22 protein-coding genes are annotated in these 25,122 nt (G+C 61.9%); 6 read left to right on the forward strand and 16 right to left on the reverse strand.

The window, feature by feature from the left end:
* Positions 1-46: 46 nt before the first annotated feature.
* The 8 genes from ACFWAD_RS04530 to ACFWAD_RS04565 all read right to left on the reverse strand — a co-directional run bounded on the left by ACFWAD_RS04530 (position 47) and on the right by ACFWAD_RS04565 (position 12,291).
* Positions 47-940 (reverse strand): hypothetical protein, encoded by an 894-nt coding sequence (locus tag ACFWAD_RS04530; protein ID WP_378541702.1) that lies wholly within the window; start codon positions 938-940, stop codon positions 47-49.
* Between the two features lie 46 nt (positions 941-986).
* Positions 987-2,759: a sulfite reductase subunit alpha gene (locus ACFWAD_RS04535; protein WP_378541704.1), complete on the reverse strand. Its 1,773-nt coding sequence runs from the start codon at positions 2,757-2,759 to the stop codon at positions 987-989.
* Between the two features lie 34 nt (positions 2,760-2,793).
* Positions 2,794-8,262: a glutamate synthase-related protein gene (locus tag ACFWAD_RS04540; protein ID WP_378541706.1), complete on the reverse strand. Its 5,469-nt coding sequence runs from the start codon at positions 8,260-8,262 to the stop codon at positions 2,794-2,796.
* 182 nt (positions 8,263-8,444) lie between these two features.
* Positions 8,445-9,488 (reverse strand): ParB/Srx family N-terminal domain-containing protein, encoded by a 1,044-nt coding sequence (locus tag ACFWAD_RS04545; protein WP_378541708.1) that lies wholly within the window; start codon positions 9,486-9,488, stop codon positions 8,445-8,447.
* Between the two features lie 168 nt (positions 9,489-9,656).
* On the reverse strand, positions 9,657-10,517 hold the full coding sequence (locus ACFWAD_RS04550) for a 3-hydroxyacyl-CoA dehydrogenase (protein ID WP_378530552.1): 861 nt from the start codon (positions 10,515-10,517) through the stop codon (positions 9,657-9,659).
* Positions 10,518-10,535: 18 nt separating this feature from the next.
* Positions 10,536-11,147 carry a TetR/AcrR family transcriptional regulator gene (locus tag ACFWAD_RS04555; protein ID WP_378541712.1) on the reverse strand — a complete coding sequence of 204 codons (612 nt, stop codon included), beginning with the start codon at positions 11,145-11,147 and terminating at the stop codon, positions 10,536-10,538.
* 84 nt (positions 11,148-11,231) lie between these two features.
* Positions 11,232-11,828 carry a hypothetical protein gene (locus tag ACFWAD_RS04560; protein WP_378530556.1) on the reverse strand — a complete coding sequence of 199 codons (597 nt, stop codon included), beginning with the start codon at positions 11,826-11,828 and terminating at the stop codon, positions 11,232-11,234.
* Between the two features lie 4 nt (positions 11,829-11,832).
* Complete coding sequence (locus ACFWAD_RS04565) at positions 11,833-12,291, reverse strand: hypothetical protein (RefSeq protein WP_058038394.1); 459 nt, start codon at positions 12,289-12,291, stop codon at positions 11,833-11,835.
* A gap of 101 nt (positions 12,292-12,392) precedes the next feature.
* Here ACFWAD_RS04565 and pip point away from each other — a divergent pair, with 101 nt between their 5' ends.
* Positions 12,393-13,352: a prolyl aminopeptidase gene (gene pip / locus ACFWAD_RS04570; protein WP_378447586.1), complete on the forward strand. Its 960-nt coding sequence runs from the start codon at positions 12,393-12,395 to the stop codon at positions 13,350-13,352.
* Here the strand turns inward: pip and ACFWAD_RS04575 are convergent.
* Entirely contained in the window at positions 13,340-13,942 is a 603-nt protein-coding gene (locus ACFWAD_RS04575) for a TetR/AcrR family transcriptional regulator (protein WP_378541714.1), read from the reverse strand. The two genes, pip and ACFWAD_RS04575, sit on opposite strands and share 13 nt — an antisense overlap.
* A gap of 106 nt (positions 13,943-14,048) precedes the next feature.
* Between ACFWAD_RS04575 and ACFWAD_RS04580 the strand changes: the two genes are divergently transcribed.
* Entirely contained in the window at positions 14,049-15,128 is a 1,080-nt protein-coding gene (locus ACFWAD_RS04580) for an alpha/beta fold hydrolase (protein WP_378541716.1), read from the forward strand.
* Here ACFWAD_RS04580 and ACFWAD_RS04585 read toward each other — a convergent pair.
* Complete coding sequence (locus ACFWAD_RS04585) at positions 15,099-16,220, reverse strand: endonuclease/exonuclease/phosphatase family protein (protein ID WP_378530564.1); 1,122 nt, start codon at positions 16,218-16,220, stop codon at positions 15,099-15,101. The two genes, ACFWAD_RS04580 and ACFWAD_RS04585, sit on opposite strands and share 30 nt — an antisense overlap.
* Positions 16,221-16,352: 132 nt before the next feature.
* Between ACFWAD_RS04585 and ACFWAD_RS04590 the strand changes: the two genes are divergently transcribed.
* Entirely contained in the window at positions 16,353-17,645 is a 1,293-nt protein-coding gene (locus ACFWAD_RS04590) for an MFS transporter (RefSeq protein ID WP_378541718.1), read from the forward strand.
* Here ACFWAD_RS04590 and ACFWAD_RS04595 read toward each other — a convergent pair.
* Positions 17,620-18,633 carry an ABC transporter substrate-binding protein gene (locus ACFWAD_RS04595; RefSeq protein ID WP_378541720.1) on the reverse strand — a complete coding sequence of 338 codons (1,014 nt, stop codon included), beginning with the start codon at positions 18,631-18,633 and terminating at the stop codon, positions 17,620-17,622. The genes ACFWAD_RS04590 and ACFWAD_RS04595 overlap by 26 nt on opposite strands.
* Positions 18,634-18,721: 88 nt before the next feature.
* Here ACFWAD_RS04595 and ACFWAD_RS04600 point away from each other — a divergent pair, with 88 nt between their 5' ends.
* Complete coding sequence (locus ACFWAD_RS04600; protein WP_378541722.1) at positions 18,722-19,549, forward strand: transglutaminase domain-containing protein; 828 nt, start codon at positions 18,722-18,724, stop codon at positions 19,547-19,549.
* A 13-nt stretch (positions 19,550-19,562) separates the two neighbouring features.
* Positions 19,563-20,357, forward strand: a complete 795-nt coding sequence (locus ACFWAD_RS04605; protein ID WP_378541723.1) for a 2-phosphosulfolactate phosphatase — start codon at positions 19,563-19,565, stop codon at positions 20,355-20,357.
* Here the strand turns inward: ACFWAD_RS04605 and ACFWAD_RS04610 are convergent.
* From ACFWAD_RS04610 to ACFWAD_RS04625, 4 genes are all read right to left on the reverse strand, one after another.
* Positions 20,312-21,103, reverse strand: a complete 792-nt coding sequence (locus ACFWAD_RS04610; RefSeq protein WP_378541725.1) for an ABC transporter permease — start codon at positions 21,101-21,103, stop codon at positions 20,312-20,314. The two genes, ACFWAD_RS04605 and ACFWAD_RS04610, sit on opposite strands and share 46 nt — an antisense overlap.
* Complete coding sequence (locus tag ACFWAD_RS04615; RefSeq protein ID WP_378541727.1) at positions 21,100-22,041, reverse strand: ATP-binding cassette domain-containing protein; 942 nt, start codon at positions 22,039-22,041, stop codon at positions 21,100-21,102. Before ACFWAD_RS04615 ends, ACFWAD_RS04610 begins: the two co-directional genes overlap by 4 nt.
* Before the next feature lie 14 nt (positions 22,042-22,055).
* A complete protein-coding gene (locus ACFWAD_RS04620) occupies positions 22,056-22,931 on the reverse strand; it encodes a DUF4097 domain-containing protein (RefSeq protein WP_378541729.1) in 876 nt (291 codons plus the stop codon).
* A gap of 65 nt (positions 22,932-22,996) precedes the next feature.
* A complete protein-coding gene (locus ACFWAD_RS04625; RefSeq protein WP_378530576.1) occupies positions 22,997-23,512 on the reverse strand; it encodes a toxin-antitoxin system HicB family antitoxin in 516 nt (171 codons plus the stop codon).
* A gap of 131 nt (positions 23,513-23,643) precedes the next feature.
* On the opposite strand from ACFWAD_RS04625, the gene ACFWAD_RS04630 reads away from it, so the two are divergent.
* On the forward strand, positions 23,644-24,240 hold the full coding sequence (locus tag ACFWAD_RS04630; protein WP_378530578.1) for a CHAP domain-containing protein: 597 nt from the start codon (positions 23,644-23,646) through the stop codon (positions 24,238-24,240).
* Here ACFWAD_RS04630 and ACFWAD_RS04635 read toward each other — a convergent pair.
* Entirely contained in the window at positions 24,231-25,079 is an 849-nt protein-coding gene (locus ACFWAD_RS04635) for an acyl-[acyl-carrier-protein] thioesterase (RefSeq protein WP_378541731.1), read from the reverse strand. The genes ACFWAD_RS04630 and ACFWAD_RS04635 overlap by 10 nt on opposite strands.
* Between the last annotated feature and the right edge of the window lie 43 nt (positions 25,080-25,122).

Here is a 25,122-nt window from a genome sequence, read left to right on the forward strand (position 1 = left end):
TATCGCGGTACGCCGATTTCTTACACTCGATCAGCAGCTGTCGGTGTCAGGACGCGGCCGAAATCGAACTCATGACGTCTTCCCACACACCCATGACCGCGGATTCGGTTGGGCCAGTCTGAGTGAACACGGCTACGCACTTGCGGCGGAAGTCGTACACCTCGATCGAACTGGTCAGTCCGTGAACGCCGTGGGCACGGGTCAGCCAGCACTCCGAGACGCCGTTCAGATCGATCATCGTCCGGCAGGTGTCCGACGCCAAAGTCAACGTCCCCCCGAACATCGCTGCGGCGTCGAGATCGCCACGGTGGATCTGCAGGCAGCCGTTGCCTGCGACGACGGTCGTGACGGGCAGTTGGTGGTAGGACAGGTGCTCCATCCCGGCAGCCATGAGGTGTGGATCGATTCGCCGGTAACCGAGGGCGCCCAGAGCGACCAATCCGCTGCGGCGTTCGCTGCCGCCGTCCGCGAGGATGAAGTCGAGTTGTGTCAGTTGATCGGCTTCGGCCCAGAAAGCGGGTGTATTCGCTGACTGGACGGGAGGGCTTGTCTCCCTTGTAGTCTCCGGTGCGGCTCGCATCGCCTCGAAGGCGAGACGATCTGACGTCGGGGTCAAATAGGTGGTGTGTGAACTGGATCCGTGGGCATCGAACATCCGAAGTGTTGGCGGGAGGTACTGCTCTGCGTCAGTGGTCACCACCGAACCGAGGGCGGAAGGGTTCAAACGCAGAGAGACAAGTCCGGGCGTGCAGACCAGTGGATCACCGGGAAACGTGGGACCGGCGTACTTGCCCGAGTTGTTGACAGCCACCGGCCCCGCAACGGTGATGGCGACGACGTCGCCTAAGAGTGGCAGCAATTCGCCGACTATCGCGGGTGCAGTGTCGATCAGACCACCGCGGAATCCTGGACGCGCAAGCAGCACGTCCAGGTCCGACATGCGCGCCAAAGCTGCACAACGACATTCGCCACGGTGCGGGCACATCTCAGTAGACATCCCGTAGGTACCGCTTCGATCGTTTGAGGTTGTTGACGTAGTCCTCAGCGGCATTCGCATCCAATCCGCCGTGCTCGGCGACCACCTCGTGCAACGCGTCGTCGACGTCCTTCGCCATCCGCGTGGCGTCGCCGCACACGTACACGTGCGCGCCCTTTTCGAGCCAGGCGAACAACTCCCGGCCCTTCTCGCGCATGCGGGTCTGGACATAGATCTTCTCGGATTGATCACGCGAGAAGGCCAGATCGAGACGCGTCAGGACGCCGTCACGGGTCAGCCCGGTCAACTCGTCCTCGTAGATGAAGTCGCTCGACTGATGCTGATCACCGAAGAAGAGCCAATTCTGCCCCGACGCTTTGCGTGCGCGACGCTCGTGCAGGAAAGCACGGAAGGGAGCGATTCCGGTTCCCGGGCCGATCATCACGACGGGAGCAGTATCATCCGCGGGTAGGCGGAACGAATTATTCTTGGAGACAAAAACTCCGACCCGATCGCCCTCGGAGACACGATCTGCCAAATAGGTCGAGCAGACGCCACCGCGATCCCGCTCGCCGGAGCGGTAGCGCACACTCGCTACCGTCAGATGCACGGTGCCGTCGTGGGCCAGCGGACTGGACGAGATCGAGTAGACCCGATGCTGAAGCGGACGCAGGAGAGCAAGAAACTCTTCGGGATTCATCCGAACGCTGCTGTCCAACCGCAGGAGATCGAGAACGTCCTTGCCCCACAGCCACGCGTCGAGCGCTTCCCGATCTTCGGTGTCGAGAATGTGTTGCAGTTCGGCGTCTCCGCTGCGTCGGGCGATGTCGTCGATCAAATCGCGCGAGGGAATCGAGATCTCGTAATCGCTGGTCAACGCCTGGTCCAACGCTGCGGAAGAGCCGTCTTTCGCGGTGACGACGTAGTCACTGCTGACACCGAGCTGATGGATGATCGCCTCGACGAGAGCGGGGTCGTTGATCGGGCGGATGCCCAATCCATCTCCGGCCTCGTAATCCAGACCGTCCTCGCCGAGTGCAAAGGTGACGTGGCGGACTTCCTTGGCGGAGTCCTCGCCGGACAACAGTCGGTTGTCGAGGACTGTTGCAGGATACGGGTTCTTGCGTGTCCATTGGGACTTGGTCTTCGTCGGAGCAGGCGCAACCGGCGAGACAGCCGCCCCCGCATCACCGTCGACGCCGGCCACCGCAGCGACTGCACGAACGATCCACTCGGCAGCGGCATCCTCGTAGTCGACGTCGCAATCGGTGCGGTCGACAACCCTGGTCCCGCCGAGCGCTTCGAAGCGGGCGTCGATGTTCTTGCCCGACTGGCAGTAGCCGTCGTAGCTGGTGTCACCGAGCGCGAGCACGCCGAAGTAGAGACCGTCCAATCTGGGTGCACTCTCGGATTCGACTGCTTCCCAGAACAGTTGCGCGTTGTCAGGCATTTCGCCCTCGCCGTACGTTGAGGTGATCACCAGTACCCGGCGCATCGCCGAGAGGTCGCCTATGTCCACGGTATCGAGGCCGGCGACGAGCGGTTCCAAACCGTGGGCACGGGCAGAAGCGGCCACGTCCTCGGCGACGGACTCCGCATTACCGGTCTGGCTTCCGAAGAGGATGTGCACGGCTGCGCCGGCAGTTCTCTCCACTGTTGCTGTTGCAGTATCGGTTTGACCGGGCATGACGGTTCGTGAGTGTAGGCCGGCCAGGAATCCGGAAAGCCACGCGCGCTGGTCGCCGGTGAAGGGTGCGTATTCGGGGATGTACGGAATTTCCATGATATGAAGCTCACCTACGTTCGGGGGGATGAGGTCAGGAGACCAGGTCGGGGATCGCACGCGAGGCGAACAACTCGTCGAAGTTCGGCAGCGATCCGAGCTTGTCCCGGTTCTTGTTGTCTTGAAACAGAATCCACCCGTACGTCGCTGGGCTGTCCATCGCCAGCACGTTGCGCAGACTCAACGCCTGCTTGTAGTCGTCGACCCGCTTGGCTGCAATCAGCGCTGCCAATTGTTCGTCGTCGTAGCCGGCCAGAATCTCTTTCGAGTACTTGACCAGGTGCTGGACGAGTGCAAAGTCCTCGGTCAGCACCAGGTTGCGGGCAGCTTTCTGCAGCGTCGGATCGTCGGGTCCGGACGCGCCCGGCGTGCGGGCGGCGGCGAGTTGTTGCGCAAAGTGAAGCACGGTGTACTCACTGAGCAGCGCATACATCGTCGCAGTATCGGTCTCGCCGTAGCCGGGGACCGCACCGCCCAGTGCAGGGCGCCCGTCGCGCACAGCGAGTTTGAACGTGCGAACCTGACGTGCTGCGATGGCGGACGCCAATTCTTCGAGAAGTTCCTTGTGCGTTTTGGCAGCCAGGATGGCGTCGCTGTCCTGGTAGAGCATCAGCGCCTTGGGCATCGCGTAGACAAACGAGTGCTGTTCGACTTCCCAGTTCTCGAGCAGCCGGGTTCCGAGCGCGGATCCCGTTGCCTCCACATGCAGTTCGAGCAAGAGTTGCACTGCGTGGTTGTGGACGGCGGCAAGAGGGTCGGTCGCAGCGGTGATCGAACCCAGTAGTACGGAATCGGTACTTGCTCGCAGTGCCAGTTCGCCGCGAGGGTCGTACTGATAGAAGAACCCGCCACTCATGCCGTTGCCGACGCCTTTGCCGAACTCGCCGAGATTCACGACAGCACCGTTTGTCATGTATTCGCCGGCGAAGTCGCCGACACCTTCGACGACAGCACTGGCGCCAGAATTGCGGACCGCAAAGCGATCGCCTGCTTCACCTTCGACGAACACTCGTCCACCGGTGGCGCCGAAGAGCGCGAAGTTGCCGATCAACACGTTGCCGCCGGCGTCACTGGAGCCGCCGCCTGGGCTGCGCACGGCAATCACTCCGCCGCTCATGCTCTTTCCCACACCGTCGTTGCACGTCCCGGTGTGCTCCAGGTGCATGCCGTCATTGCAGAATGCGCCGAACGAGAGGCCCGCAGATCCAGTCGTCAGGACGCGCACGCTGCCTGGAGCCAGATACCGTCGCCCGCGCTCGTCGGTGAGTACTCCCGGAGCGAGAAGTCCGGCCGCTCCGTAGTTGAGTTCACGTTCGAGGTCGACCGCCAATTGCCCGCCGACACTCTTGTTCCGGTTACCCAGGTGCAGTGCACCTTCGGCGAATTCGGTTCCGGACACGGTGACCGAGGCCTCGCCGCGGTCGAAGAGCACCGCGCGAACCTCGCCCATGATCTTTTCGTCGAGCGCGTACTCACGCTCGAGGTACACGGGATTGGCGATAGTGATGTCCGGCGCCGACGCTAACATCGCGTCCAGGTTCAGATTTCCGACGATCGAGGGGTGATCGATCAGATGCAGGAGGTCGGTTCGGCCTCGCGCTTCCTGAAGGGATCGCATTCCCAGATTTGCCAACAGTTCCCGAGTTTCGTGGGCGATGTTGAGTAGGTACTGCGCCATGGCGCGGGGATCGCCGTCGAACAGTTCCGGGTTGGTGGTCAGTCCTGCCGGGCACTTGATGTTGCAGTTCTTGGCCATGACGCAGCCCATCATCATCAGCGCCGACGTACCGAACTCGAAGCTGTCCGCGCCGAGTAGTGCAGAGGTGATGATGTCGCTACCGGTCTGATGCGCGCCTGAGCATCGCAGAACAACCTTCTGGCGAAGGCCGTTGGCGCACAGAGCTTGATGGACCTCGGCGATACCGACCTCCGCCGCACGGCCCGCGTACTTGAGGCTCGTGACCGAGGCAGCACCGGTGCCACCGGTGTTTCCGGCGACATTGATGACGTCCGCGCCGGCCTTGGCAACGCCGACGGCGATGGTGCCGATTCCTTCCGAGGACACCAACTTCACGATCACTCGGATCCGCGCTGCTTTGCAGTCGTGGATGAGCTGAGCGAGGTCCTCGATGGAGTACGTGTCATGGTGGGGCGGTGGAGAAACCAGTTCTACGCCGGGCGTTCCGCCGCGGGCCGCTGCGATGTCGACGGTGACCTTGGCGGCGGGAAGCTGGCCGCCCTCACCGGGTTTTGCACCCTGGCCGAGTTTGATCTCGATCTCTTCGAGCATGGGGTCGGCGAGGTATCCCGCCCAGATTCCGAAGCGACCGGACGCAAACTGCTTGATACGCGAAGCTCGAATCGTGTTGTAACGAGACAGGTGTTCACCGCCCTCGCCGCTGTTGGACATCGCGCCGACCATGTTCGTGCCATGTGCGACGGCTTCGTGTGCCGGAGCATTGAGAGCGCCGTGACTCATGGCTCCCGACGCCAACTTCGGGGTGATGTCGCTGGCACTCTGTACTTCGGAGAGTGGCACGCCTGCCGGTGCGACCCTCAGCTTGGACAGGAACTCTGCCGCAACCCCGGTTGCCTTCAGCACCAGATCCGGCGCGGTGGCTTCGATGGTGACGTCGTCGGCAAAGGCGGCGGAGAGAGCATCGCCGAGTGCTACCACCCGAGCGGCGTCGTCGGCCAGGGGACCGTCCAGGCCAAGCGTGTACCGGTCGTCTGCGTCGGATTCGCACTGGATTCCGCGCATCACGATCGTCTTATTGCCGCGCACCGAGAATCGACTGATCTGGTCGGTGAACTCGGCTGTCGTCACCGCAAACGTGACATCACCGGGCACGGAGATGACATCGCGCAACGCGGCGGGACGACGCGATCGTTCCGCAGCCATCACAGTGGAAAAGTCCCGGTACCCGGCGGTGATGTCGAAGTCGTCGATCTGCTCGGTGGTCAGCCGGTCGAAGCTCGTCGCCCGGTATGCCCCGGCGTCGAGGCGGAAGGCGTCGTCGAGCCGTCCGAGGGGAAGGAGACGCAGAGCCTCGAATTGTTCTGTTCCCGAGGGGCTGTCGAACGCGATCTTCTCCTCGGTGAGCTCGACGTACTTGCGGACCGCGGTGGTACCGAACGAATGCCCTGCGCCGTCTGCACGCTCCTTGAACAGGCCGAGCAGTGGTAGGTCCTTCTCACCCCCGACTTCACTCGCACGCTCGTGCCACTGCTTCGAGGTCACCGCAACCGTCTCGAATCCGACGCCGCCCACCGGTGACTTCATGTTGGGGAACCACTGGCGCAGAACAGGGTCGGACGTATCGAGGAAGTTGGGTTCGAAGAATTCGCCGCCGATGTAGCTCTCGACGGTGCACAGGCCGACGCGTCCCATCGTCTTCATGAGGGATTTTTCGGCAGCTTTCGCGAAGCGCCGGAACGCGGCATCCGGGTCGGCCGCGAACTTCTCCTCAGCCCGTAACTGAACGGAGAGCGGGTAGACGGCGGAAGCGCCGAATCCGAGTGCAGCCGCAACGTGGTGCGAAGACTCGATCTGGCCGCTCTCTACGATGAGCGAGACACGCAATCGCAGGCCTGCGTCGATGAGGCGCTGGTTCAGTGCTCCGACGACCATGATCGCGGGAAGTGCTGCACGCTCGTGAGATACGTGGCGGTCGGTCAGGACTGCGATTCCGCCCTGCTCGGCCGCGAAAGCCGCAACTGCGTCGCCGAGTGCGGTCATCGCGTCGACCATCACCTGCGCGTCACCCTCGGCGGGGTAGAGCATTTCGAAACGGCGGTGCGGCGTGTGGTTCTGCTCGCGGATCTTGAGCATGTCCAGATGCCCGAGGATCGGTGACGAGATGACGATCTGCTTGCCTTGTCCGGCCGTCATCTTCGCTCCCAATGCGACCCGGAGAGTCATGCCGTCCGCCTCACGGATGCTGTCCAGCGGAGGGTTGGTGACCTGGGCGAATCGTTGCGAGAAGTACCGTGCCACACCGCCTTCACGGTCGCTGAACGCGTTGATGGCGTTGCCGTACCCCATGGCCGATACCTTCTCGGCTCCGTGCGTGAGCATCGGATCCATCAGGAATTTGAAACTCTCCTGATCCAGGGAGTACGCCATGTAACGCTGATGAACCTCGAAAGTGCCGTTGTAGCGCGTCGGAGAGCTCACCTTCTCCGCAGGTACGGCGGGAATGTCTTCGATCAGGATTCGCGAGTGCGCGAGCAGCGACTGGTAGTCACGCTGCGCGGCAATCTTCTCCAGAGCTTCACGAGCGGTGTAGGTATGGCGATCTCGATGATCGAAGTAGAGCATTCCGCCGGCTTCGACGCGGCCACGGTGGATCACCGTCTCGGGTGGGAATGCGATCTGACCGGCTTCGGAGAATGCGCATACGTAGTCGTGTGTCTCGATCGTGCGCAGTGGACGCAGACCGAGGCGATCCAGGCGCGCACCGATGATGGTGCCGTCGCCGAACACCAGCGCTGCCGGTCCGTCGTTCTTCTCCTCGTACAGCGAGAAGTACTCGAACATCGCCCGCACTGCGGGGGAGAGGGTGGTGTCGTTCTCCCAGGCCGGCGGCATCATCGAGACCACAGCCGTCACCAGGTCGACGCTGTCCTCGATGACGCGAGCTTCCAGAGTCTGATCGAGTCGGCAACTGTCGGACTGGCCGGGCGGACGAACGATCGCACGTCGTTTTGCGCTGGCGACTGCAGCTTCGGAGAGCCGATTCTTCTTGTCGGTGTTCAGTTCTCCGTTGTGAGCCATGAAGCGGAACGGCTGCGCCATCGTGGGATGCGGGTCCGTGTTGGTCGAAAATCGCGTGTGGAAGTACATCGTGTGCACCGCGTGATCGGGGTCGACCAGGTCGCGGAAGTACGGGATCACTTCGTCGGAGTTCAAGCGGCCCTTGAGAACCTGAGTTCTCGCGCTGAGCGAGAGTGGGTACAACCCGCGCAGCGCAGGCGTGTTGTACGCGATGGCTTCGATGGCGAGCAGAGCTTCGTGCACGAGGCGATCGACGACGGCAGGTTCGGGACGCGGAGTGGGGACCTCGAAGATCCACTGCCGGATCGGAAGCTGATGTGCGATCGCGGCCGGCCGAATCGCCGAGTTGTCGACCGGAACGTCGCGCACTGCGAGGGTGGTGAAGCCTCGGTCGAGTAGTTCGCGTTCCACCAGTGCGGCTGCGCGAGCATGCTGAGCGTCGTCGTCGGGAAGGAAGAAGTTGCCGACGCAGAAGCGTCCGGCACGTAGGTCGGAGCGCCCGGTGACCTTGCGGAAGAACCGGAGGGAGAGGTCCACCGAGACGCCGCCGCCGTCGCCGACGCCCTCGGAGGACATACCGCCGCGGTGCGGAACCGAGCAAAGAGCTTCGCTGCCCTTGATCAGGACATCGTGGGTCTGCACGCCGTCCTTGCGCGTGATGAACCCGACCCCGCAACTGCTCTTGTCATCTGCGGGGTCGTACAAACCGACGATGGACGCGCTCACTGCAGCAACCTTCTCCCTGTCCTGGTTGCCCGGAGATTGTTCGACCGGGCAGATACGACGGCATGTATTCCGTCAGGGCAGGGCGTCGCTGCTTCGATGAAGCGGCACCCGAATGGGATCAGACTACTGAGTAGAGGCTTACCTTAGTCAAGTCTGTTGGGTGTGACTTGGATCCGAGCAGGTCAGAGGGTTGCTTTGTAGGCAAGTGCGTAAGCGATCTTGCCCGGCTTGTCGTCGGTGTACGGCTTCGACAGCTTTGCGAACTCTCCCTTGGACTCGGCTTTGCCGTCGTTCCAGGCCGACAGGACGCCAAGATCGGTGGCCGTGAATCCGCTGTCGACGACGGCATCGCCCGTCAACGCAGTCTGTGCTTTGGTCACCGACTTCACGGTGCTCAGGTAGCTGGAGAGATCGTCGCGATTCCAGTTGGTGAGGTCGACGGGCGCGGTGTCGCGGACCCACGCACCCCAGTAGAACTCCTGGAAGGGGATCGAGCCTGCGGCAAATCCGATGTCGCGGGAGAAGTACATCAAGCTGCGGTACTTGTCGTCGGCGAAGTTCGCCAGGCCGACGCTCTTCGGCAGGGACTGGACCGGCACCTGGTTTCCGTCGACGTCACGCGACCAGACCCACTTGTTCTTCTCCATCTCGGTCCAGAAGGCACCTTCACTCAGGCCGCTGAGGTTGCCGAGAACTCGAAGTCGCACGTGAAGGTCGGGACCCCCGTCTGCCGTCTCGATGAAGGACGTGAGGGTGTGGTGGCCGTCGGTCAGGTAGAGATCGCCGCGGGGGCCGACGACCACGGTCTTCATGGGTGCGATGCTCTCGGCGGTTTCCTGACCGACCGGGAGCTGGCAGGTGAAGGACGACGGGTCCTTCAGCGTCGACGCCGCAGTGGCGGTCGCGGCCTGGATCTGGCCGTTCGCCTCACACCAGTCGTCGAACTTCTTGTTGATCGTGTCTTTTCCGAGCGTGTATCGCCCGAGCTTGTAGTACACCTCGTCGTAGCCGAGGGAAGGTTGCGTCGCGTGAACGTCGCCGATGCGCACGTCCAGGAGATCACCTTCCTTGGCGCACAGGTACTCCGAGCCACCGGCGGAACCTGAGAACGAACCGGTGGAGATGCCGCCACACGCGAGGGGAGCGGCGACGGCGGGTGTGCCGGCCAGTGTTCCGGCACCGAGCAGTGCCAGTGTTGTGAGTGCCGAGATGACGGAACGACGCATGTGGGGATCTCTCCTGAGAATGGGTTCGCACGTGAAGAAGCTTGCGTCACAATCGCTCAGGGTGGTTTCGGACTTACTGACAACAGACGTCCGCGCGGTGGCTACCACGTGAATTCACGTCGTAGCCACCGCGCGGTGAGCCGGTAAGTCGGTCAGCCCTGCAGTCGGTCAGCCCTTGTAGTTGTAGAAGCCCTCGCCGACAGCAACGCCGAGCTTGCCTTCGTCGATGTAGTTCTTCTTGATGTAGTCGGCGAATTCGCGCTGCTTCTCGCCGCCCTGGGAGGAGATGTTGTAGACGGTGGTCAACCCGACGACATCCATGATCTGGAAGGGGCCGAACGGGGCTCCGGTGCCGATGCGCCAGGTCTTGTCGACCATGTCGGGATCAGCGATGCCGTCGATCAGCAAGTCGGAGGCCGCGTTGAGGAGCGGGACCAGGAGCGAGTTGAGTACGTAGCCCGCCTTCTCCTTCTTGAGTTCGATCGGCACCATGCCGATGTTCTTCGCGAACTCGACGACCTCGCGGTACACGGCGGGGTCGGTGGACTCGGTGCCCATGACCTCGGCAGTGTTGTTGACCCACACGTGATTTGCGAAGTGCAGTGCGAGGAACTTCTCGGGGCGGCCGGTGAACTCCTTGAGGTCGCTCGGAAGAAGCGTCGAGGAGTTGGTTGCGAACACGGTGTGCTCAGGGGCTACTGTGGCGAGCTTCTCGTAGGTGTCGCGCTTGATGGCGATGTCCTCGGGAATTGCCTCGATGATCAGATCGGCCTTGGCGACGGCTTCGGCGAGATCGTACGAGTACGTAATCCGTTGCAGCGCTTCGTCGGCCTTGCCGTCCTTGGCGCCCTCGACGTTCTCGGCCTTGTAGGCCGCGGCCAACGAATCGAACCGAGTCTTGGCCTTCTCGATGACCTCCGCATTGATGTCGTACGCGACGACGTCGAAGCCGTGGTAGGCGGTCTGATAGGCGATCTGCGAGCCGAGAACTCCGGTACCCAGAACGGTGATCTGCTTCAGTTCAGTCATTTTCGATCCTCAATCCTTTTAGGTGGGTAGTCCGGCAAGGGTCAATCGGACCTGTGCGGCAACGATGTTCGTGAGCTCGTCTGCCGTGATCCGGTCCAATGCCGCGCGGGCTATTTCGAAGTGCAGCACGTTGGAAATCGTTCGCGCTGCAGTGGTGGTTCGGGTGGAGTGGTGGGGGTGACCCTCGTGCAGGATTTGTGCAATCCGCGTTTGCAGGCGTTGCGAGAGTTCGAGGCCTTCGGCCCGGAAACATTCGCTGGGCTCGCCGAACAGCACTTCGCGTTGGTAGATGCCGGTGTTCTCGTCGTTTCGGCGACTTGCGATCAGCAGGGGTGAAACAAGCTCGAGCACACGGTCTTCTGTGCCCGTCGACTTGGCCTCACGCTCTTCTCCCAGTTCGATCTGCTTGCGGTACTCCGCGTTGTACACCATGAGAAGTAACTCGGCTTTGCTTGCGGCGTAACGAAAGAGTGTTCCGCCGGCTACATCGGCGCGGTCGGCGATTTCTTGAGTTGTGACCGCGCTGTAGCCCTTTTCCGCGAACAGTTCGGCCGCGGCGTCGAAGATGCGTGTCTGCTTCTCGAGCTTGTTGCGTTCGCGACGGCCCAACTCCTGGTCCGGCTTCGTCATCCCGCTCACCTCGCTTCATTTTGGATCACGCTCATAAATGAGTCTACTCCGAAATGTGGGTGGGGTGGAGTCTCCTCCGTCACATCACCGCAGTCCGCTGACCCAACCGGCGAACACGTCGGAGAAGACGTCCGCTTCGCACGCATGCGCCGATTGGGGGTAGGCGCACTCCGGGTATCCGGCGACGACGGTGGCAAGTTCGACGTTGCAACACTGTGCCAAGAGGCCACGCAGGAGATCTGCAGCCGACCAACCGGCAACGGATACCGCAGGGATCCCCTCTTCCTCGTAGACCTTCACCAGATCGGCGTGTCTCCAGGACAATTCCTCGGCTACCAGTGCATCAGGGTTGAAAGACATGGCGCGGTCGAGTGATCCGCGCAAAAGTGAGTGTGGATCGTCCTCGCCGCGAAGCCTGGTCGCGAGATCGGCCGGCGCCTTCTGCATGACGAACATCCAGGGTTTGCCGTCGGGAAAGACTCCGCCGAAGCCTGCCACGTTGAACGGTAGGTGGCTACTGAGAAAATCGGTCTCCACGTCGACGTGCTGATCGTCGCCCAGATGAATGAAGTGACCGGACGCAATCTCCTCGCCCATTGCCGGCTCGGCCCATGTGTTGTTCCACAGATCGGTCATCCGACTGCCTTCAGGAAAATCGAGTACCTCGAAGAGAAAACCCATGTCTCTACAACTCCCCGTCGAAGTGGGTGGTTACTCCACCGGTCAATCGAGAAACCGTCTGCGCCGAGGTCGCGAGGACGACTCGGCTTGTCTCGAAAGTCATCTCGTCGCGTTCGGTGTCCTCCGATTCGGGATCCTCGGCCAGTGAGAAGTCGAGTTCCACCTCTCGATCAGTGCTGGAACAGACCGAGATCATCAGCCCGAGTCGTTCGTCGGTGAACGACGGGAGCGAATTCTCGGGATGGAAGTCTGCGGCCGCGTGAAAGAAGAACGCCGCCAGTCGTTCGACAAACCCCTCGTCCGTGTGCCGGCTGAGGTACTGATTGAACCGATCGGGGCTGAGCAGTCCGACGTCGAAAACAAGTGTGGGCACGTCGGATTCGAAGACAGTGGCGGGAACCGCATGACTGCGAAGGAAGACCGCGGCGCCGCCGTACCCCGGCAACCTGAACCCGTCACGCATCTGGTGTACTCCCGTCGCAGAGGTGTCCTGTCCACGCTAGGCCATTGCCCGGCTGCGTGCTGCCTACTCGAGTACGGGGCTTGATGGAAGAATCACCGCCTATGAGTGCTGTCCTGTACCCGCCTGTCGAACCGTACGAGTCCGGTCTGTTGGAAGTGGCGGATGGTCAGAGCCTCTACTGGGAGACCGTCGGGAATCCGACGGGTATTCCTGTTCTCTATCTCCACGGCGGTCCAGGTTCGGGATGCACCGTCGGTGCCAGGCGCTTCTTCGATCCCGAAGCCTTCCGCGCAGTTCTGTTCGATCAGCGGGGCTGTGGGCGCAGTCTTCCGCTTGCGAGCAGTCCGGACGTCGATCTGACCGTGAACACCACGGCGCACATCCTCGACGATATCGAGCGTCTTCGTGAGCATCTCGGTATCGAGCGATGGATCGTCACGGGACTTTCCTGGGGCGTCAGTTTGGGTCTGGTGTACGCCCAGGCGTTTCCCGAGCGGGTGATCGCGATGGCCTTGGGCGCGATCACTGGCGGGACGAGGGTCGAAATCGAGTGGATCACCCGAGCTATGGGCAGAGTATTTCCGCGCGAGTGGGAAGAGTTCGTCGCGCCGCTGCCGGTGGACGAGCGTGACGGAAACCTCCCCGCTGCATACGCGCGACTGCTCGCTGATCCGGATCCTGTTGTGCGGGAGAATGCTGCGTTGCAGTGGTGCCGTTGGGAAGACGTGCACGTGTCGCTGATGCCGGGGTGGACTCCGAGTGTTCGATACCAGAATCCGGACTTCCGCCGCGTGATGACCAGGCTGGTCACGCACTACTGGGGTAACGACTGCTTCCTGGCGCCGAATCAGATATTGGACGGAATGGACCGTCTCGCTGAGATTCCCGCGATTCTCGTGCACGGACGGTATGACATTTCCGGTCCACTGGATACTGCCTGGGCGATCCACCAGCGGTGGCCGGGTAGTCAGTTGGTGGTGCTAGATGACGCCGGGCATGGCGGTGGCGGATTCAACGAGGCAATCGTGGAAGCTCTGAATTCACTGGCTCATTCGGTCTGATCGAGTGCCCCGGCGCGGGCCGCGGCGAGCGCGCCGGCAGCAGCACGATCGGCAACCAACTGGTCGACGGGTAGATCGGCGACCAGCAGGCGATAGTAGATGGGGGCGGCGACGGCCGCCAGAAGATCAGCGGCTGAGACCTTCTCGGAGATCTCCCCGCGTTCGACCGCCCTGCGGACTACGATGTCTGCCAGTTCGTAACGTGCGGAATAGAACTCGCGCTTGAGTGTCGCCACCTCGGGCGTGCGGACGGCGTCCGAGAACAGTGCAGCCACCAATGCGCCGCCCGACTCGCTGGTCACCAGTGCGACTATCGATCTGGCCATCTCGCGTAGGTCGGATTCGATGGAACCGGTATCCGGGATGGGAACGGTGGTTGCCGACACCTCGACGGCAGTGTCGGCCACCAATTGGGCGAGCGTGCTCCACCGCCGGTAGATCGTGGTCTTGTGGACTCCGGAACGGGTGGCTATGTCCTCGATGGTCATCGCAGCGAATCCGCGTTCGGACAATTCGGCCGCGGTGGCTGCCAGGACGGCCTCGCGCACCCTGGCGCTACGCCCTCCGGGCCGCTGTGGTGTCGAGGTCATGGGCCAACCTTATCGCAACAAGGCGTTGTGTTAGTTCCAGTCACGTGGTTCACTGAGCTAATGCAACTGATCGTTGCATTAGAGATGAATTGAGGGGTGTTTTCCCATGTCATACGAATTTCCTGTCGATCACCGAGGCCTCTTCGAAGAGCGAACAGGTCAGTTCCTGAGCTTCGGGCTCCCCGTCTCGGATCTCGAGGAATTGCGCGCGTCCATCGACTCGACCTGGGCCGACGCTCCGGGTGGTTGGTCGTACGAGTGGTCTGTGCTGGCGGCAAAGTATTCCGCCGAGGGCAATCATTCACTCGCGGCGATGATCTACGGAATTGCCAAGTTCCCAGTGTTGGCCAACGATTCGCGGCGCCGGGCCCTGCAGAATCAGGTGGACGAATACGTCAAGGCAGCACCAGGATTCGGGCTCGAGTTCGAGCGTCGAATCCTGTCCCTGCCTTACCGATCCGGCGAGATCGAGCTACCGGTACACATTCTCTCTGCGGACGGAAGGTACGAAGACGCACCCGTCCTGTTGTTCAGCGGTGGCGTCGACGGCTGGAAGATGGACATGCATCCGTTGGTCAGTGCATTCGCGAAGAACGCCGGCGTGACTGTTGTTGCCTTCGATCAGCCTGGAACTGGTGAATCACCGGTTCCTCTCGATGCATTCGGTGACGAGGTGATCGACGGATTGGTGGCGACGGCTCGCACTCTCGGCAATGGCCAGGTGGCGCACCTGGGTGTCTCTTTCGGTGGCAACTTCGCCGTGCGGTCGGGGCTGACCGGCGCCGTCGATGCGGTGATCAACATCGGCGCCCCGGTCAAGGGTGCATTCGAGACCGCGAACGCGGAACGCCTGGTCTACGGCATGGGTGACATCGTCGGAAACGCACTGGGTTTCGATGCACCGGCAACCAAAGAGGCACTGGTACAGGGTCTTCGCGCCTTCGATCGCAGTGCCTTGATGACCACAGACGACGGCCGGACCCCGATGCTTGTGGTCAACGGGGCCGACGACGTTCACATTCCGCTCTCGGACACCACTCTCTTCGAGGAGCGTCCGAACACGCAGGTACACGTCATCCCGGATGCGGGGCACTGCGCAGTGACCAAGCTGCCCGAGTTGACGCCGATGATGATCGACTGGCTACGAGATGCCCTGTCAGGAACCGCTCCACGAACCGGTCGATGATCCGCCGCCGAAGCTGGCAAAACGATACGTCGCAAGAACGGCCTTGTGATCGGTCGGCCACGGCGTCGGCGAAGCGATGAAGTTGTCTTGGGAGTTCTCTTCCACTCTTTTGTTGTGCACGATCGTCTTTCGCGGACCGATGATTCCGACAGATCCCAGCTTCAGATCGGAAGCGCGGTCGGCGAAGATGTAGTCGATCCGATCGCGTTCGTCCGCCTCGGGTGCCCAGGTGAGCTGTGAGGTGTCGACGTCGGGATTGTCGGACGGCCAGGTGAAGCCCGGGTGTGTGGCCGGGTTCGGATACTTACTGCGGTAAGCGTCGACGAATCCGGCTTGGTCGAGCAGACGAGTGGATTCCCAAGGAATGACGACACCGTTGTGGTCGAACAGATTTCGCGTGCCGTCGGTCCAATCCAGGGCCGACGGTTCGTTGAAATCGCCTCCGAGGATGACGGATCTTCCCTGGGCCCGTTCTTTGGCCGCATCGTCGATGAACGTCGAAATTGCCTTGGGTCGTCCCGAATTGACGTTCACACGCTGAACCGTCTCGGGGTCCGTGACCGGACCGGACGGCATCTTGTTCCAGCCGAACTCGGAGAACTCTCCAGGCTTGGGAACGCCCGCGCCGTATCCGCGCGGTAGATACGTCGCGTAGGACGTGTAGGCCAGATGTGCCGAGTAAGCAGCGATTTGTTTGCCGTCGACCGTCACGACTGCCTTGATCATCGAGTTCAGGTCGGCTGTTTCCTCGATCGGAAACTTGGAGAGAATCCCCACGTCGGAGGACGCTGCTCCGTAGAAGGTGGTTCCTGATTTGGTCAGCATGTCGGCCAATACAGTTGTCGCAGTGCCGGCTTCCGACAGGAGAACTATCGACGCCTGTGTCGAGATGATCATGTCGGCGATCAGCTGCAGGCCACCGTTGATCTTGGTTCCGCCGTGCCAGGTATTGAGGGAGAGCACTTTGATCTCCTGTGCGGGGTTCGCCCCCGCGACGGAGGTATTGGCACCCAATGTAAATGCGCTCGCGGTGACTGTGCCCGCGGCTACCGCCATCGCCTTGACCATCTGGCGGCGCGTCAATCCATTCATCAAATCCCGGCTCTCGTTGTCGTGTGCTCGAACCCCCGGAAGATGATTACCATCGCTACCTAAACGGACAGTTAACCAATTGCAAAATGGCAAATTTCCGCAGAACGCCGTGCGGGCAATAGTCTTCTGATCGTGGTACTCAGTGAGCGTTTCCCCGGTAACAAGACCTTCGCGAAGGTTCGTGTCCTGCCGCCGGTGGTGAAGTTGCTCCTCCTCTCGATGGTGCTGTTCAACATCGGGTTCTATCTGGTTGTCCCCTTTCTGGCGGTGCACCTTTCGGAGGACCTCGGATTTGCGGCCTGGATTGTCGGCCTGGTCCTCGGGCTTCGGATGTTCAGTCAGCAGGGCATGTTCTTCATCGGTGGAAGCCTCGCCGACAGGTTCGGCAAGCGTCCGATCATCCTCCTGGGCATAGCCGTTCGTGTGGTCGGTTTCCTGATGCTCGGTCTGGCCGAAAGCATGACCGCCGTGATCGTCGGCGTGCTCCTGGTCGGCTTCGCTGCCGCGCTCTTCGCACCCGCAGTGGAGTCGGCCAACGCGGAATACGGACGCGAACTCGAGTCCGCCGGAGTTATGCGCCGTACCGATTTGTTTGCAGTGGAACAGATGTGCAGCCGCCTGGGAACCGTGATCGGTCCCGCGCTGGGAGCTGCTCTCCTGATGTTTCCGTTCTCGTGGACGGCGTCGAGCGCCGCGTTGCTCTTCGCGATCATGTGGGTCGGGTTCTTCATCTGGTTCCCCCGACCGGGCGATGCACACGACGGCCCGGTGTCGACCTATACGCTGCGCGACGTCTGGCGAAGCGTCCTGACCAACAACAACTTTCTGCTCTTCGCGACGCTCTGCAGTTTTCAGCTGGTTGCGTACAGCCAGCTGTACCTGATGCTTCCGGAACAGCTCGAGCGCGGAGTCGGTTCGCAGGCGGCGCTGGGATGGTTCTACGTGGGCGCGGCGGTGTTGGTGATCGTCGGGCAGGGACCGACGGTCGCGGTGGCCCACCGCATCGGGCATCGGCGCGCGATCACCTTCGGGCTTGTACTCATTTCGGTGTCGTTCCTGGTTCCGCTGGTCACCGGCGTCAGCGCCGCAGCTTCGGCGTCGACGCAGATAGTTGGTCTGGCGGTGTGGATCGGCCTGCTGCACCTGGGACAGATGTTGATGGTGCCGCCGATGCGAGACACCATCGCGATTCTCGGTCGTGAAAGCAACCTCGGAGCGCACTTCGGCATGCTCAACACGATCGGCGGTCTGCTCGCGCTCCTGGGAACGGTGGGAGTCGGATTCGTGTACGACCTCGTCGACAACGGCCACGCAGCGCCGGCGTCACCGTGGGTGATGGTTGCGCTCTGCGTGGCCGTGTCGGCTGTGGTGTTGTGGGTGTGGTCCGGCCGAACGAAGGTTATCGACCCGCGATCGTCTGATTGATCTTTGCTACGAAATCTTCCAGCACAAACGGAATGGTGAGCGGGTTCGGCATGGACACCGCGTCGCTGACGATGGGGTCCAAGCTGATCAGGCCGCCGGTCTTGACCACGTTCAGATTGGTGAACGCCGGCTGCGACTCCATCTCGGGACGAGCCTTCTCGTAGTTGTCGAAGAGCAGGTAGTCGCACTCGAGAAGGTCGTAGTTCTCCGCGGAGATCTCGTAGTTCAGCTTGCCCGCGAACCGATCCTTCAGTGCGGCAGGCGCCGTGAACCCCAGTTGCGTGAGCAGCTGAGCGCGGGCTGCCTCGGGGCTGAACGCTCGAAGATTTCCGTCACTCCAGCGAATGACGAGAGCTGCTGTCTTGCCCTCGAACTGGGGGTTTTCCGTGCGGGTACGGACGATGAGGTCCTCCACTTCCCGGACCTCCTGCTTCGCCTGCGCGGGTACGCCGACAGCGGTGCCGATGCGGGTCGTGACCTCTTGCCAGGGCAGAACCCAATCCGTCTGATCGGCGGCGTGCAGCACTGTCGGCGCGATGGCGCTGAGCTGCTTGTACAGATCCTCGTCGATCGCGTTGTTGACGGCGATGATCAGGTCAGGCGATGCGGCGACGATCGTTTCGATGTCGAAATCGGTGGTGGCGTTGGCCAATGGCGTCGGCTCGGCGCCCTGGGCGGCCGAGTCGGCCCAGACGCCGATTCCGTCGTCGGTCGATCCCTTCCACACCGGGACCAGGACGGGAGTCAGTCCGAGGGAGAGCAGTACGTCTGCGTCGCCGATGCCGACCGCTGCGATGCGGCTGGGAGCTTGCCCGATGGTGGTGGAGCCGAACTTGTGGTCGATGGTCACCGGGAAGGCATTCGCCTCGGCGTGACCACCTTCGGTGCCGGGAGTGGATTCGTCTTTTGCACTGTCGCCGCAGGCAGCAAGGGCGAAACCTGCTGCCGTGGCGAAGGTGACGGACAGCATGGCACGGCGACTCAACATAGGGTTCACGGCAACCTCGGGTTTCATGGTTATGGGACCCTAACCATAGTGGAGTGGCTGTGTCGGCAGTGTTTGTTAACCTCCGCCAATGACGGCGGTTCTCGACTACACATCAGCAGGACCGTTCACCCGCATCGACAAGGTGGACCTGCTCGCCCTCGAGTCGATCTCCACCGACCCCGTGAAAATATGCCGGGTAGTGCCGTACCTGGTGGTCCAACCCGCCGATGCTCAGTCGCTGAATCTGCCTGCCGACCGATTCGACGAAAACCAGATCCGGCCGGTAAGCGTTCTGCTCCAACGCCTGCTTGCGCTCGATCCGGCACCGGTGACCGCCGCCCGGGAACCCGACAAGCGGGTCGTCGGAACCTGTCGGCACTTTGCAGTTTTGAGTTGTGCGTTTCTGCGCTACCGCGGTTTTGCCGCCCGGGTCCGTTGTGGTTTTGCCACCTACTTTCAACCGGGACAGGGCGTGGACCACTGGATCACCGAGTACTGGGACGACGCGGGCAAGCGGTGGATCCGCATCGATTCCGAGATCCTCGGACAGAACGTCCTTCCTCACGCCCATGATCTGCAGCCGGGAGAATTCCTCAGTGGTGGCGAGGCGTGGCTGGCGTATCGACGCGGCGAGATCGACGCGTCCCAGTTCGGGGTGTACGGAACCCAGAACTGGGGAGCAGCCGAGATCCGCGGCAATGCTGTGAAAGATCTTGCCGCGGTGAACAAAGTCGAAACTCTGCCGTGGGACGAGTGGGGCCGCATGACCGATGCCTACGACGGAAAGACAGGAGAGGAGTACGACGCACTGCTCGACGACCTCGCCGCCGTGTGCGCCGCCGACGATTCCGCTGCCGTGCGAGCAATGTACGAGCACGAGGATTTACGCGTGCCGGAGAAGCTGCTTACTTTCTGAGAGACTTGCCCACATGAATCAGGAGCACCGCCAACTCGAGTACGGACTTCGATTCGACTGGGGCCTGCGCGGCGCCGAGGCGATCGCGGCGGGCGTCGATATAGCGGTCGTGGTCGACGTCCTCTCGTTCACGACCACGCTGAGCGTCGCCGCCGACGCGGGAATCGACGTGCTTCCCTATTCCTGGTACGACGAGAGTGCGTTCGACTACGCGCGTGATGCCGGTGCGGTTCTGGCAGTGCGGCGAAGTGTGGCCACTGCCGGGCAGATCAGCTTGTCTCCCAGGACGATTCGCGAGACCGAGGTGCCAAGTCGGCTGGTACTGCCGTCGCCGAACGGGTCGACTATCGCGTTTGCGTTGGCGTCCGAGGTTGCGGTGTGTGTCGGCGCTTCGTTGAGGAACGCGTCCGCCGTCGCGGATTGGATTGTGCACGAACATGGTCCGGGATCGCGAGTGGCGATCGTCGCATCCGGGGAGAAGTGGCCCGGTGGAGAGTTGCGCCCGGCGGTGGAGGATTTGTGGGGTGCCGGTGCGGTTGTGACGGCGCTGACCGCTGCTGGTTGGAAGGGCCACAGATCGCCCGAGGCGCGGATGGCGGCGGATGCGTGGGCGGCGGTGTCGGATTCATACGAGGACCGCCTGCGGGACTGTGCCTCCGGACGCGAGTTGATCGTCATGGGGTTTCCACACGACGTCGCCATCGCCTCGGAACTCGACGACAGCGACACCGTACCTGTTCTCGAAGATCGTGTGTTTCGAGGTCAGCGCACCGGGCGTCGGTTGAACAAACTGCGTGCCCAGAGGTAGGAGAGGAAGGTGATGGCGACGCACCATCCGATCGCGAGTAGTGCGTTGTTCCCGATGGCTTCGCCGAGAAGCAGTCCTCGAAGCGTCTCGATGATCGGAGTGAACGGTTGATACTCGGCGAACCATCGCAACACGGTCGGCATCGAGTCGGTGGGGACAAATCCACTTCCCAGGAAAGGTAAGAGAATCAACACCATCGGGAGATTGCTGGCCGTCTCGACGCTCTTGCTGACGAGGCCGAAGGCAACCGACAACCAGATCATGGCGATGGAGACCAGGATGAGGAGTGCAAACGCCGCGGCCCACTCCACGAAGCCTGCAGTAGGCCGGAAACCGACGGCGATCGCCACGGCGATGACAACAACCAGACTCACAATCGTCTGAAGGAGACTGCCGAGAACATGGCCGGTCAGGACGGACGTGCGCGTGATCGCCATCGTGCGGAATCGTGCAATGATCCCCGCGGTCATATCGGTTGCGACGGAGATGGCAGTACCTTGTGCCGCTGATGCCACGGTCATCAGAATGATCGCCGGTGCAACGTAATTGACGTACTCGGCTCGGCCGCCTCCGCCGGGGCCGAGGCCGTTACCGAGCGTCCCACCGAGCACGTAGACGAACAGCAGCAGGAAGACGACTGGCATCCCGACAAGCATCACCGTCATCGACGGATATCGAAGAATGTGTCGAATACTGCGACGCAGCATGGTTTTCGAGTCCTGATAGGCAAGCGTCATGGTGGTCATCGCGCGTCGGTCCTTTCGGTGGCGGTCAGAGTCAGGAACACGTCGTCCAGGTCCGGTGTGTGCACGGAGAGTTCCTTGACGTCGATCGAGTGGGCGTCGAGTTGGTCGAGAAGAGAACGCAGCGAGCGGACACCCCCGTCGCTGGGGACCTGGAGGACATAGGCGGCATCGTCACGCGATGATTCGTCAAAAACAGCTGCAGCAGAATCGAGCTGATCTCGGTCGAAGAAATGGAGTCGAATGTGGCCGCCGGGGATGTGCCGCTTGAGTTCCGCCGCCGTACCTTGGGCGACTATCCGTCCCTGGTCGAGGACGGCGATGTGGTCGGCCAGTTGATCAGCTTCTTCGAGGTACTGCGTCGTGAGGAAGATGGTGACACCGTCCTTGACCAACTCCCGGATGATCTGCCACATGGTGCGTCGACTCCGGGGGTCGAGACCGGTGGTGGGTTCGTCCAGGAAGATGATCTCCGGCCGTCCGATCAACGTCATTGCCAGGTCGAGCCGTCGGCGCATTCCGCCCGAGTAGCTCGAGGCCAGCTTGTCTGCGGAGTCGACCAGATCGAACTTCTTCAGGAGTTCGTCAGTGCGAGTTCGGCGTTCGTCTTTACCGAGATGATGTAGGTCGGCCATGAGGAGAAGGTTTTCCTCACCGGACAGATAGTCGTCGACCGCCGAGAACTGCCCGGTGACGCCGATGCGCGAACGCACCGCGTCGGGATCGTCGGAAGGGTTGTACCCGGCGATGCGGATGTCGCCGCCGTCTGCCGGAACGAGGGTCGAGAGAATTTCCACGATGGTGGTCTTGCCGGCGCCGTTGGGACCGAGGAGCGCAAAGACGGTTCCGCGGTCGACGGAGATGTCGATTCCGTCCAGTACCGTCTTGTCGTCGTAGGCCTTCTTCAGGCCCGTCGCGGTGATGGCTGGTTTACGGGACATCAGCGTTCCTTTCGCTAGATCTTCTTGTTGGATTCTTCTCGAGGCTCCGAACGTCGAATGACGATGTCGCCGTAGCTGGTGTGCGCCCGGACGTCTACTCGGCGTTCGGTCGAAGCCGGTCCGTGCGTGGCATTCATCTGGTTGTCGACGCGACCGAAGGACGTATGAGCGTCGAATCGCGCGGCGGTTCCGGATCGAACGCCGATATGGATTCGCCCGGCAGCCGTCTTTGCAGATACGACTCCGCTCTCGATGGTCTCGAAACGTATGTCGCCGTTGGCGGTTGCGGCCGTTGCGTCGGACTCGGCGTGCTCCACGGCGACACTGCCGTTGGCGGTCTTTGCCTTCAGCGCGCCTGTGATCGTGCCGATGTTGATGTCGCCGTTGGAATTCTTGACCTCCGCGTTGCCGTCGACGCGGCCGATGCGGATGCTTCCGGACCCGGTGCTCGTGTCGATGTCACCGGCTACATGCTCGACGGTGATCGCGCCGGCCCCGGTGCTGACGTTGAGCGATCCCGTGGTGTCCAGTGTGCAATCGCCGGCCGAGACCTTCACGCGTGATCGTCCGAGAGTGCCGTCGGCGCGGAGGCTGGCAACTGCGGCAGTGCCTTCGAGTTCCGAGGCGGACGGAAGTTGAACGGAGATGTCGACAGATCCTGTCTTCCCGAAAATGCCGAGGCCGCGCTGCTTCGGAGTCTTGATCTGCAGCCGGCCACCGGCGAATTCGACGCGCGTTTGTTCGGCGACTCGAACGTCGACCTCGCGAGACGAGTTGTTGGGCAGCACTTCCACGACAGTGTCGTTGCGGTCGCTCGCAGCGATCCGGATGTGCCCGACTGCCACGTCGAAGGTCAAGGTGATGGGGTCAGGTGTGCTGAATGTAGGCATGGTGATACTCCCGATGAGGTTGTCTCGGTTGGTGAAAGAGGGTGGTGCGAAAAAGTGCGCCGGTGTCAGTGCACCCAGCCGGTGAAGCTTTCGGAACCTTGGGACGTGCGCTGTCTCGGAATGCTTCTGTTCATGCCGCCTTCCAGAGCCGTTGCAGCCGAGCGAACCAGCCACGCGTTGACGGAGATCCCGGCTTCCCGGGCCGCCGCCTCGATCCGGTCTTTGAGGTCTTGCCCCAGACGCAGGTTGATTCGAGTCATCGAGGCGTCGTCGGACTCCGTGACAGGACGCGGTGCCGGAGTCGGTTCCTCTTCGATGGGGGCTGGAGCCGGTTCACTGATGGCCGGTGCCACCACGAATTCGGGTTCGCGTCCCCGCAGGCGCAGGTCCACCGAACCCGGGGCGAGGTCACGCGTGATCTCGGCAGCTGCCGCAGACAATGCGTCGAGAAGGGTGAGTCGCACTGCTGATTCCAGCGGTGCGGTCAAACGATCGGCGAGTGCCTTTGCGTCGTCTCCTCCTGCTTCGGCTGCCACCGCGAGTTCGTGGCGAAGGTTGTCGACGTACGGTGTCAAGTCCATGGCATCACTATGGCATCACTTTGGTGCCATAGCAATAGTTTGATGGCACATTCGTGTGGGTTTGGTGAGAAGTGCCAGGTCATGGAGATGGTTGGCGCTTTGATTCTCGGCTGACTGGCACACTCGTAAGGGTGAGTCCTGCCGAACCCAATCGTCGCCGCCGTATCTTGCTCTGGATTGCCGGAGTGCTCGGCGTCGTCATCGTGGTTGGTGCGGTGGCCGTCGTGGTCGCGCCATCGCGATATCTGCCCTGGGATACCGCCGAGTTCCCGACGGTCGACGCCAGTTCGGTGACTTCGGACCAGGCTCGTGTGCTCGAACTACTCCGATCCGAGCACGAGCAGGATCGTCCGGGCACCTTCTATTCCGACGGTATCGACGAAGAGTGGTGCGCCGATTTTGTCAGCTGGATCATGAGGGAAGCGGGTCGGCAGTTGTCGAACCCGAACTCCGGCAGCTGGCGCATCCCGGGGGTGTACACCTTGCAGGAGTACTACCAGGGGATCGGCGCATACGCCGAGAACGGCAGCGGATACACCCCGAACGTGGGTGATGTGGTGATCTACGACAGTTCGAGATGGGTCGGTCAGCACACCAACATCGTGGTGGCAGTGGACGGCGATACAGCGATCACGGTTGGCGGCAACGAGTTCGGCAAGGTGAGGGTGCACGATCTGGACTGGCAATCCGACTCTGCCGTTGTGGGATTCGGAAAACTTCACCCCTGATCGCTGCTCTTCGGAGTCAAGGCGAACCACCGCGCCGACGCACGCGCTTCACCGCCGGCGTCGATGTGCAGGGTGCTCGTGCCCCCTCGCGCAGTCACCTGCTCACCTCTTTTGATGGGCTGCGTGTACTCGAGGATCGCCCGAAAGGGTCCGCGCCTCAGGTCGTCGGTCAGCGCGTCTTCCACAGGCTGCCAGTAGATCGCATTGTTCACGTGATCGAAGGGGTCGAAATCGCTCGAGCGCAATGGGAATGGCGTATCCGTTGACGGCGTCGCGTCAGGGGCCGGGTCGATCCACCGACGCCAATGGAGATGCTGGTCGATTGCGGTCGACGCCAGCGCGGCAGTGAACTTTTCACTGATGGTTGCGGGCATTCCCGTCTTCGGGTCGATGTTGATCCAGAACGCCTCGGTTTCGATCAACCCACCTGCATCGGACCTGATGCGAACCCGCATCGAACACCACTTGCTCGACAGCCCGGAACACCAGCGCTGCAAGTGAACTCGATCCGGCCAGACGACGGGTTCGAGTACGTCGATCACCGTCCTCCGCACCATCCACAGTGGATGGGTCTCCATGGCGCCGCGGTCGACAAGATTGTCGAAGCCCGCGTCTTGGAGGTATCGCGCGATCGCGTCGAGGCGCAGGCTTTTGTCGGTGTGAATGTCCCCTGTTCGCACCGGCCAGGAGGCATGAAAGATGCTGCCGGTGGTCGGAAGTTCTGGCATCGCTATGTGATCGTCGATTTTTGTGCGGTTCATCTGATGCGGGCTCCCGCTGGTCGAAGTCTGGTCGAGCGTTCCAGGCTTGCGGTACCCGATGACTAAATCTTGAACCATTGAAGTTCACTGTTTTCTGAATACAGATTTCGATGTACTGTCG

It is taken from the genome of Rhodococcus sp. NPDC059969 (assembly GCF_042738325.1).
In the GTDB taxonomy this organism is placed as follows: Bacteria; Actinomycetota; Actinomycetes; order Mycobacteriales; family Mycobacteriaceae; genus Rhodococcus_F.

Bases quoted from the DNA above. Each gene is read 5' to 3' on its own strand.
- ACFWAD_RS04530 (WP_378541702.1), bottom strand. From the start codon at position 940: ATGTCGGACCTGGACGTGCTGCTTGCGCGTCCAGGATTCCGCGGTGGT.
- ACFWAD_RS04535 (WP_378541704.1), bottom strand. From the start codon at position 2,759: ATGGAAATTCCGTACATCCCCGAATACGCACCCTTCACCGGCGACCAG.
- ACFWAD_RS04545 (WP_378541708.1), bottom strand. From the start codon at position 9,488: ATGCGTCGTTCCGTCATCTCGGCACTCACAACACTGGCACTGCTCGGT.
- ACFWAD_RS04550 (WP_378530552.1), bottom strand. From the start codon at position 10,517: ATGACTGAACTGAAGCAGATCACCGTTCTGGGTACCGGAGTTCTCGGC.
- ACFWAD_RS04555 (WP_378541712.1), bottom strand. From the start codon at position 11,147: ATGACGAAGCCGGACCAGGAGTTGGGCCGTCGCGAACGCAACAAGCTC.
- ACFWAD_RS04560 (WP_378530556.1), bottom strand. From the start codon at position 11,828: ATGGGTTTTCTCTTCGAGGTACTCGATTTTCCTGAAGGCAGTCGGATG.
- ACFWAD_RS04565 (WP_058038394.1), bottom strand. From the start codon at position 12,291: ATGCGTGACGGGTTCAGGTTGCCGGGGTACGGCGGCGCCGCGGTCTTC.
- pip (WP_378447586.1), top strand. From the start codon at position 12,393: ATGAGTGCTGTCCTGTACCCGCCTGTCGAACCGTACGAGTCCGGTCTG.
- ACFWAD_RS04575 (WP_378541714.1), bottom strand. From the start codon at position 13,942: ATGACCTCGACACCACAGCGGCCCGGAGGGCGTAGCGCCAGGGTGCGC.
- ACFWAD_RS04580 (WP_378541716.1), top strand. From the start codon at position 14,049: ATGTCATACGAATTTCCTGTCGATCACCGAGGCCTCTTCGAAGAGCGA.
- ACFWAD_RS04585 (WP_378530564.1), bottom strand. From the start codon at position 16,220: ATGAATGGATTGACGCGCCGCCAGATGGTCAAGGCGATGGCGGTAGCC.
- ACFWAD_RS04595 (WP_378541720.1), bottom strand. From the start codon at position 18,633: ATGTTGAGTCGCCGTGCCATGCTGTCCGTCACCTTCGCCACGGCAGCA.
- ACFWAD_RS04600 (WP_378541722.1), top strand. From the start codon at position 18,722: ATGACGGCGGTTCTCGACTACACATCAGCAGGACCGTTCACCCGCATC.
- ACFWAD_RS04605 (WP_378541723.1), top strand. From the start codon at position 19,563: ATGAATCAGGAGCACCGCCAACTCGAGTACGGACTTCGATTCGACTGG.
- ACFWAD_RS04610 (WP_378541725.1), bottom strand. From the start codon at position 21,103: ATGACCACCATGACGCTTGCCTATCAGGACTCGAAAACCATGCTGCGT.
- ACFWAD_RS04615 (WP_378541727.1), bottom strand. From the start codon at position 22,041: ATGTCCCGTAAACCAGCCATCACCGCGACGGGCCTGAAGAAGGCCTAC.
- ACFWAD_RS04620 (WP_378541729.1), bottom strand. From the start codon at position 22,931: ATGCCTACATTCAGCACACCTGACCCCATCACCTTGACCTTCGACGTG.
- ACFWAD_RS04625 (WP_378530576.1), bottom strand. From the start codon at position 23,512: ATGGACTTGACACCGTACGTCGACAACCTTCGCCACGAACTCGCGGTG.
- ACFWAD_RS04635 (WP_378541731.1), bottom strand. From the start codon at position 25,079: ATGGTTCAAGATTTAGTCATCGGGTACCGCAAGCCTGGAACGCTCGAC.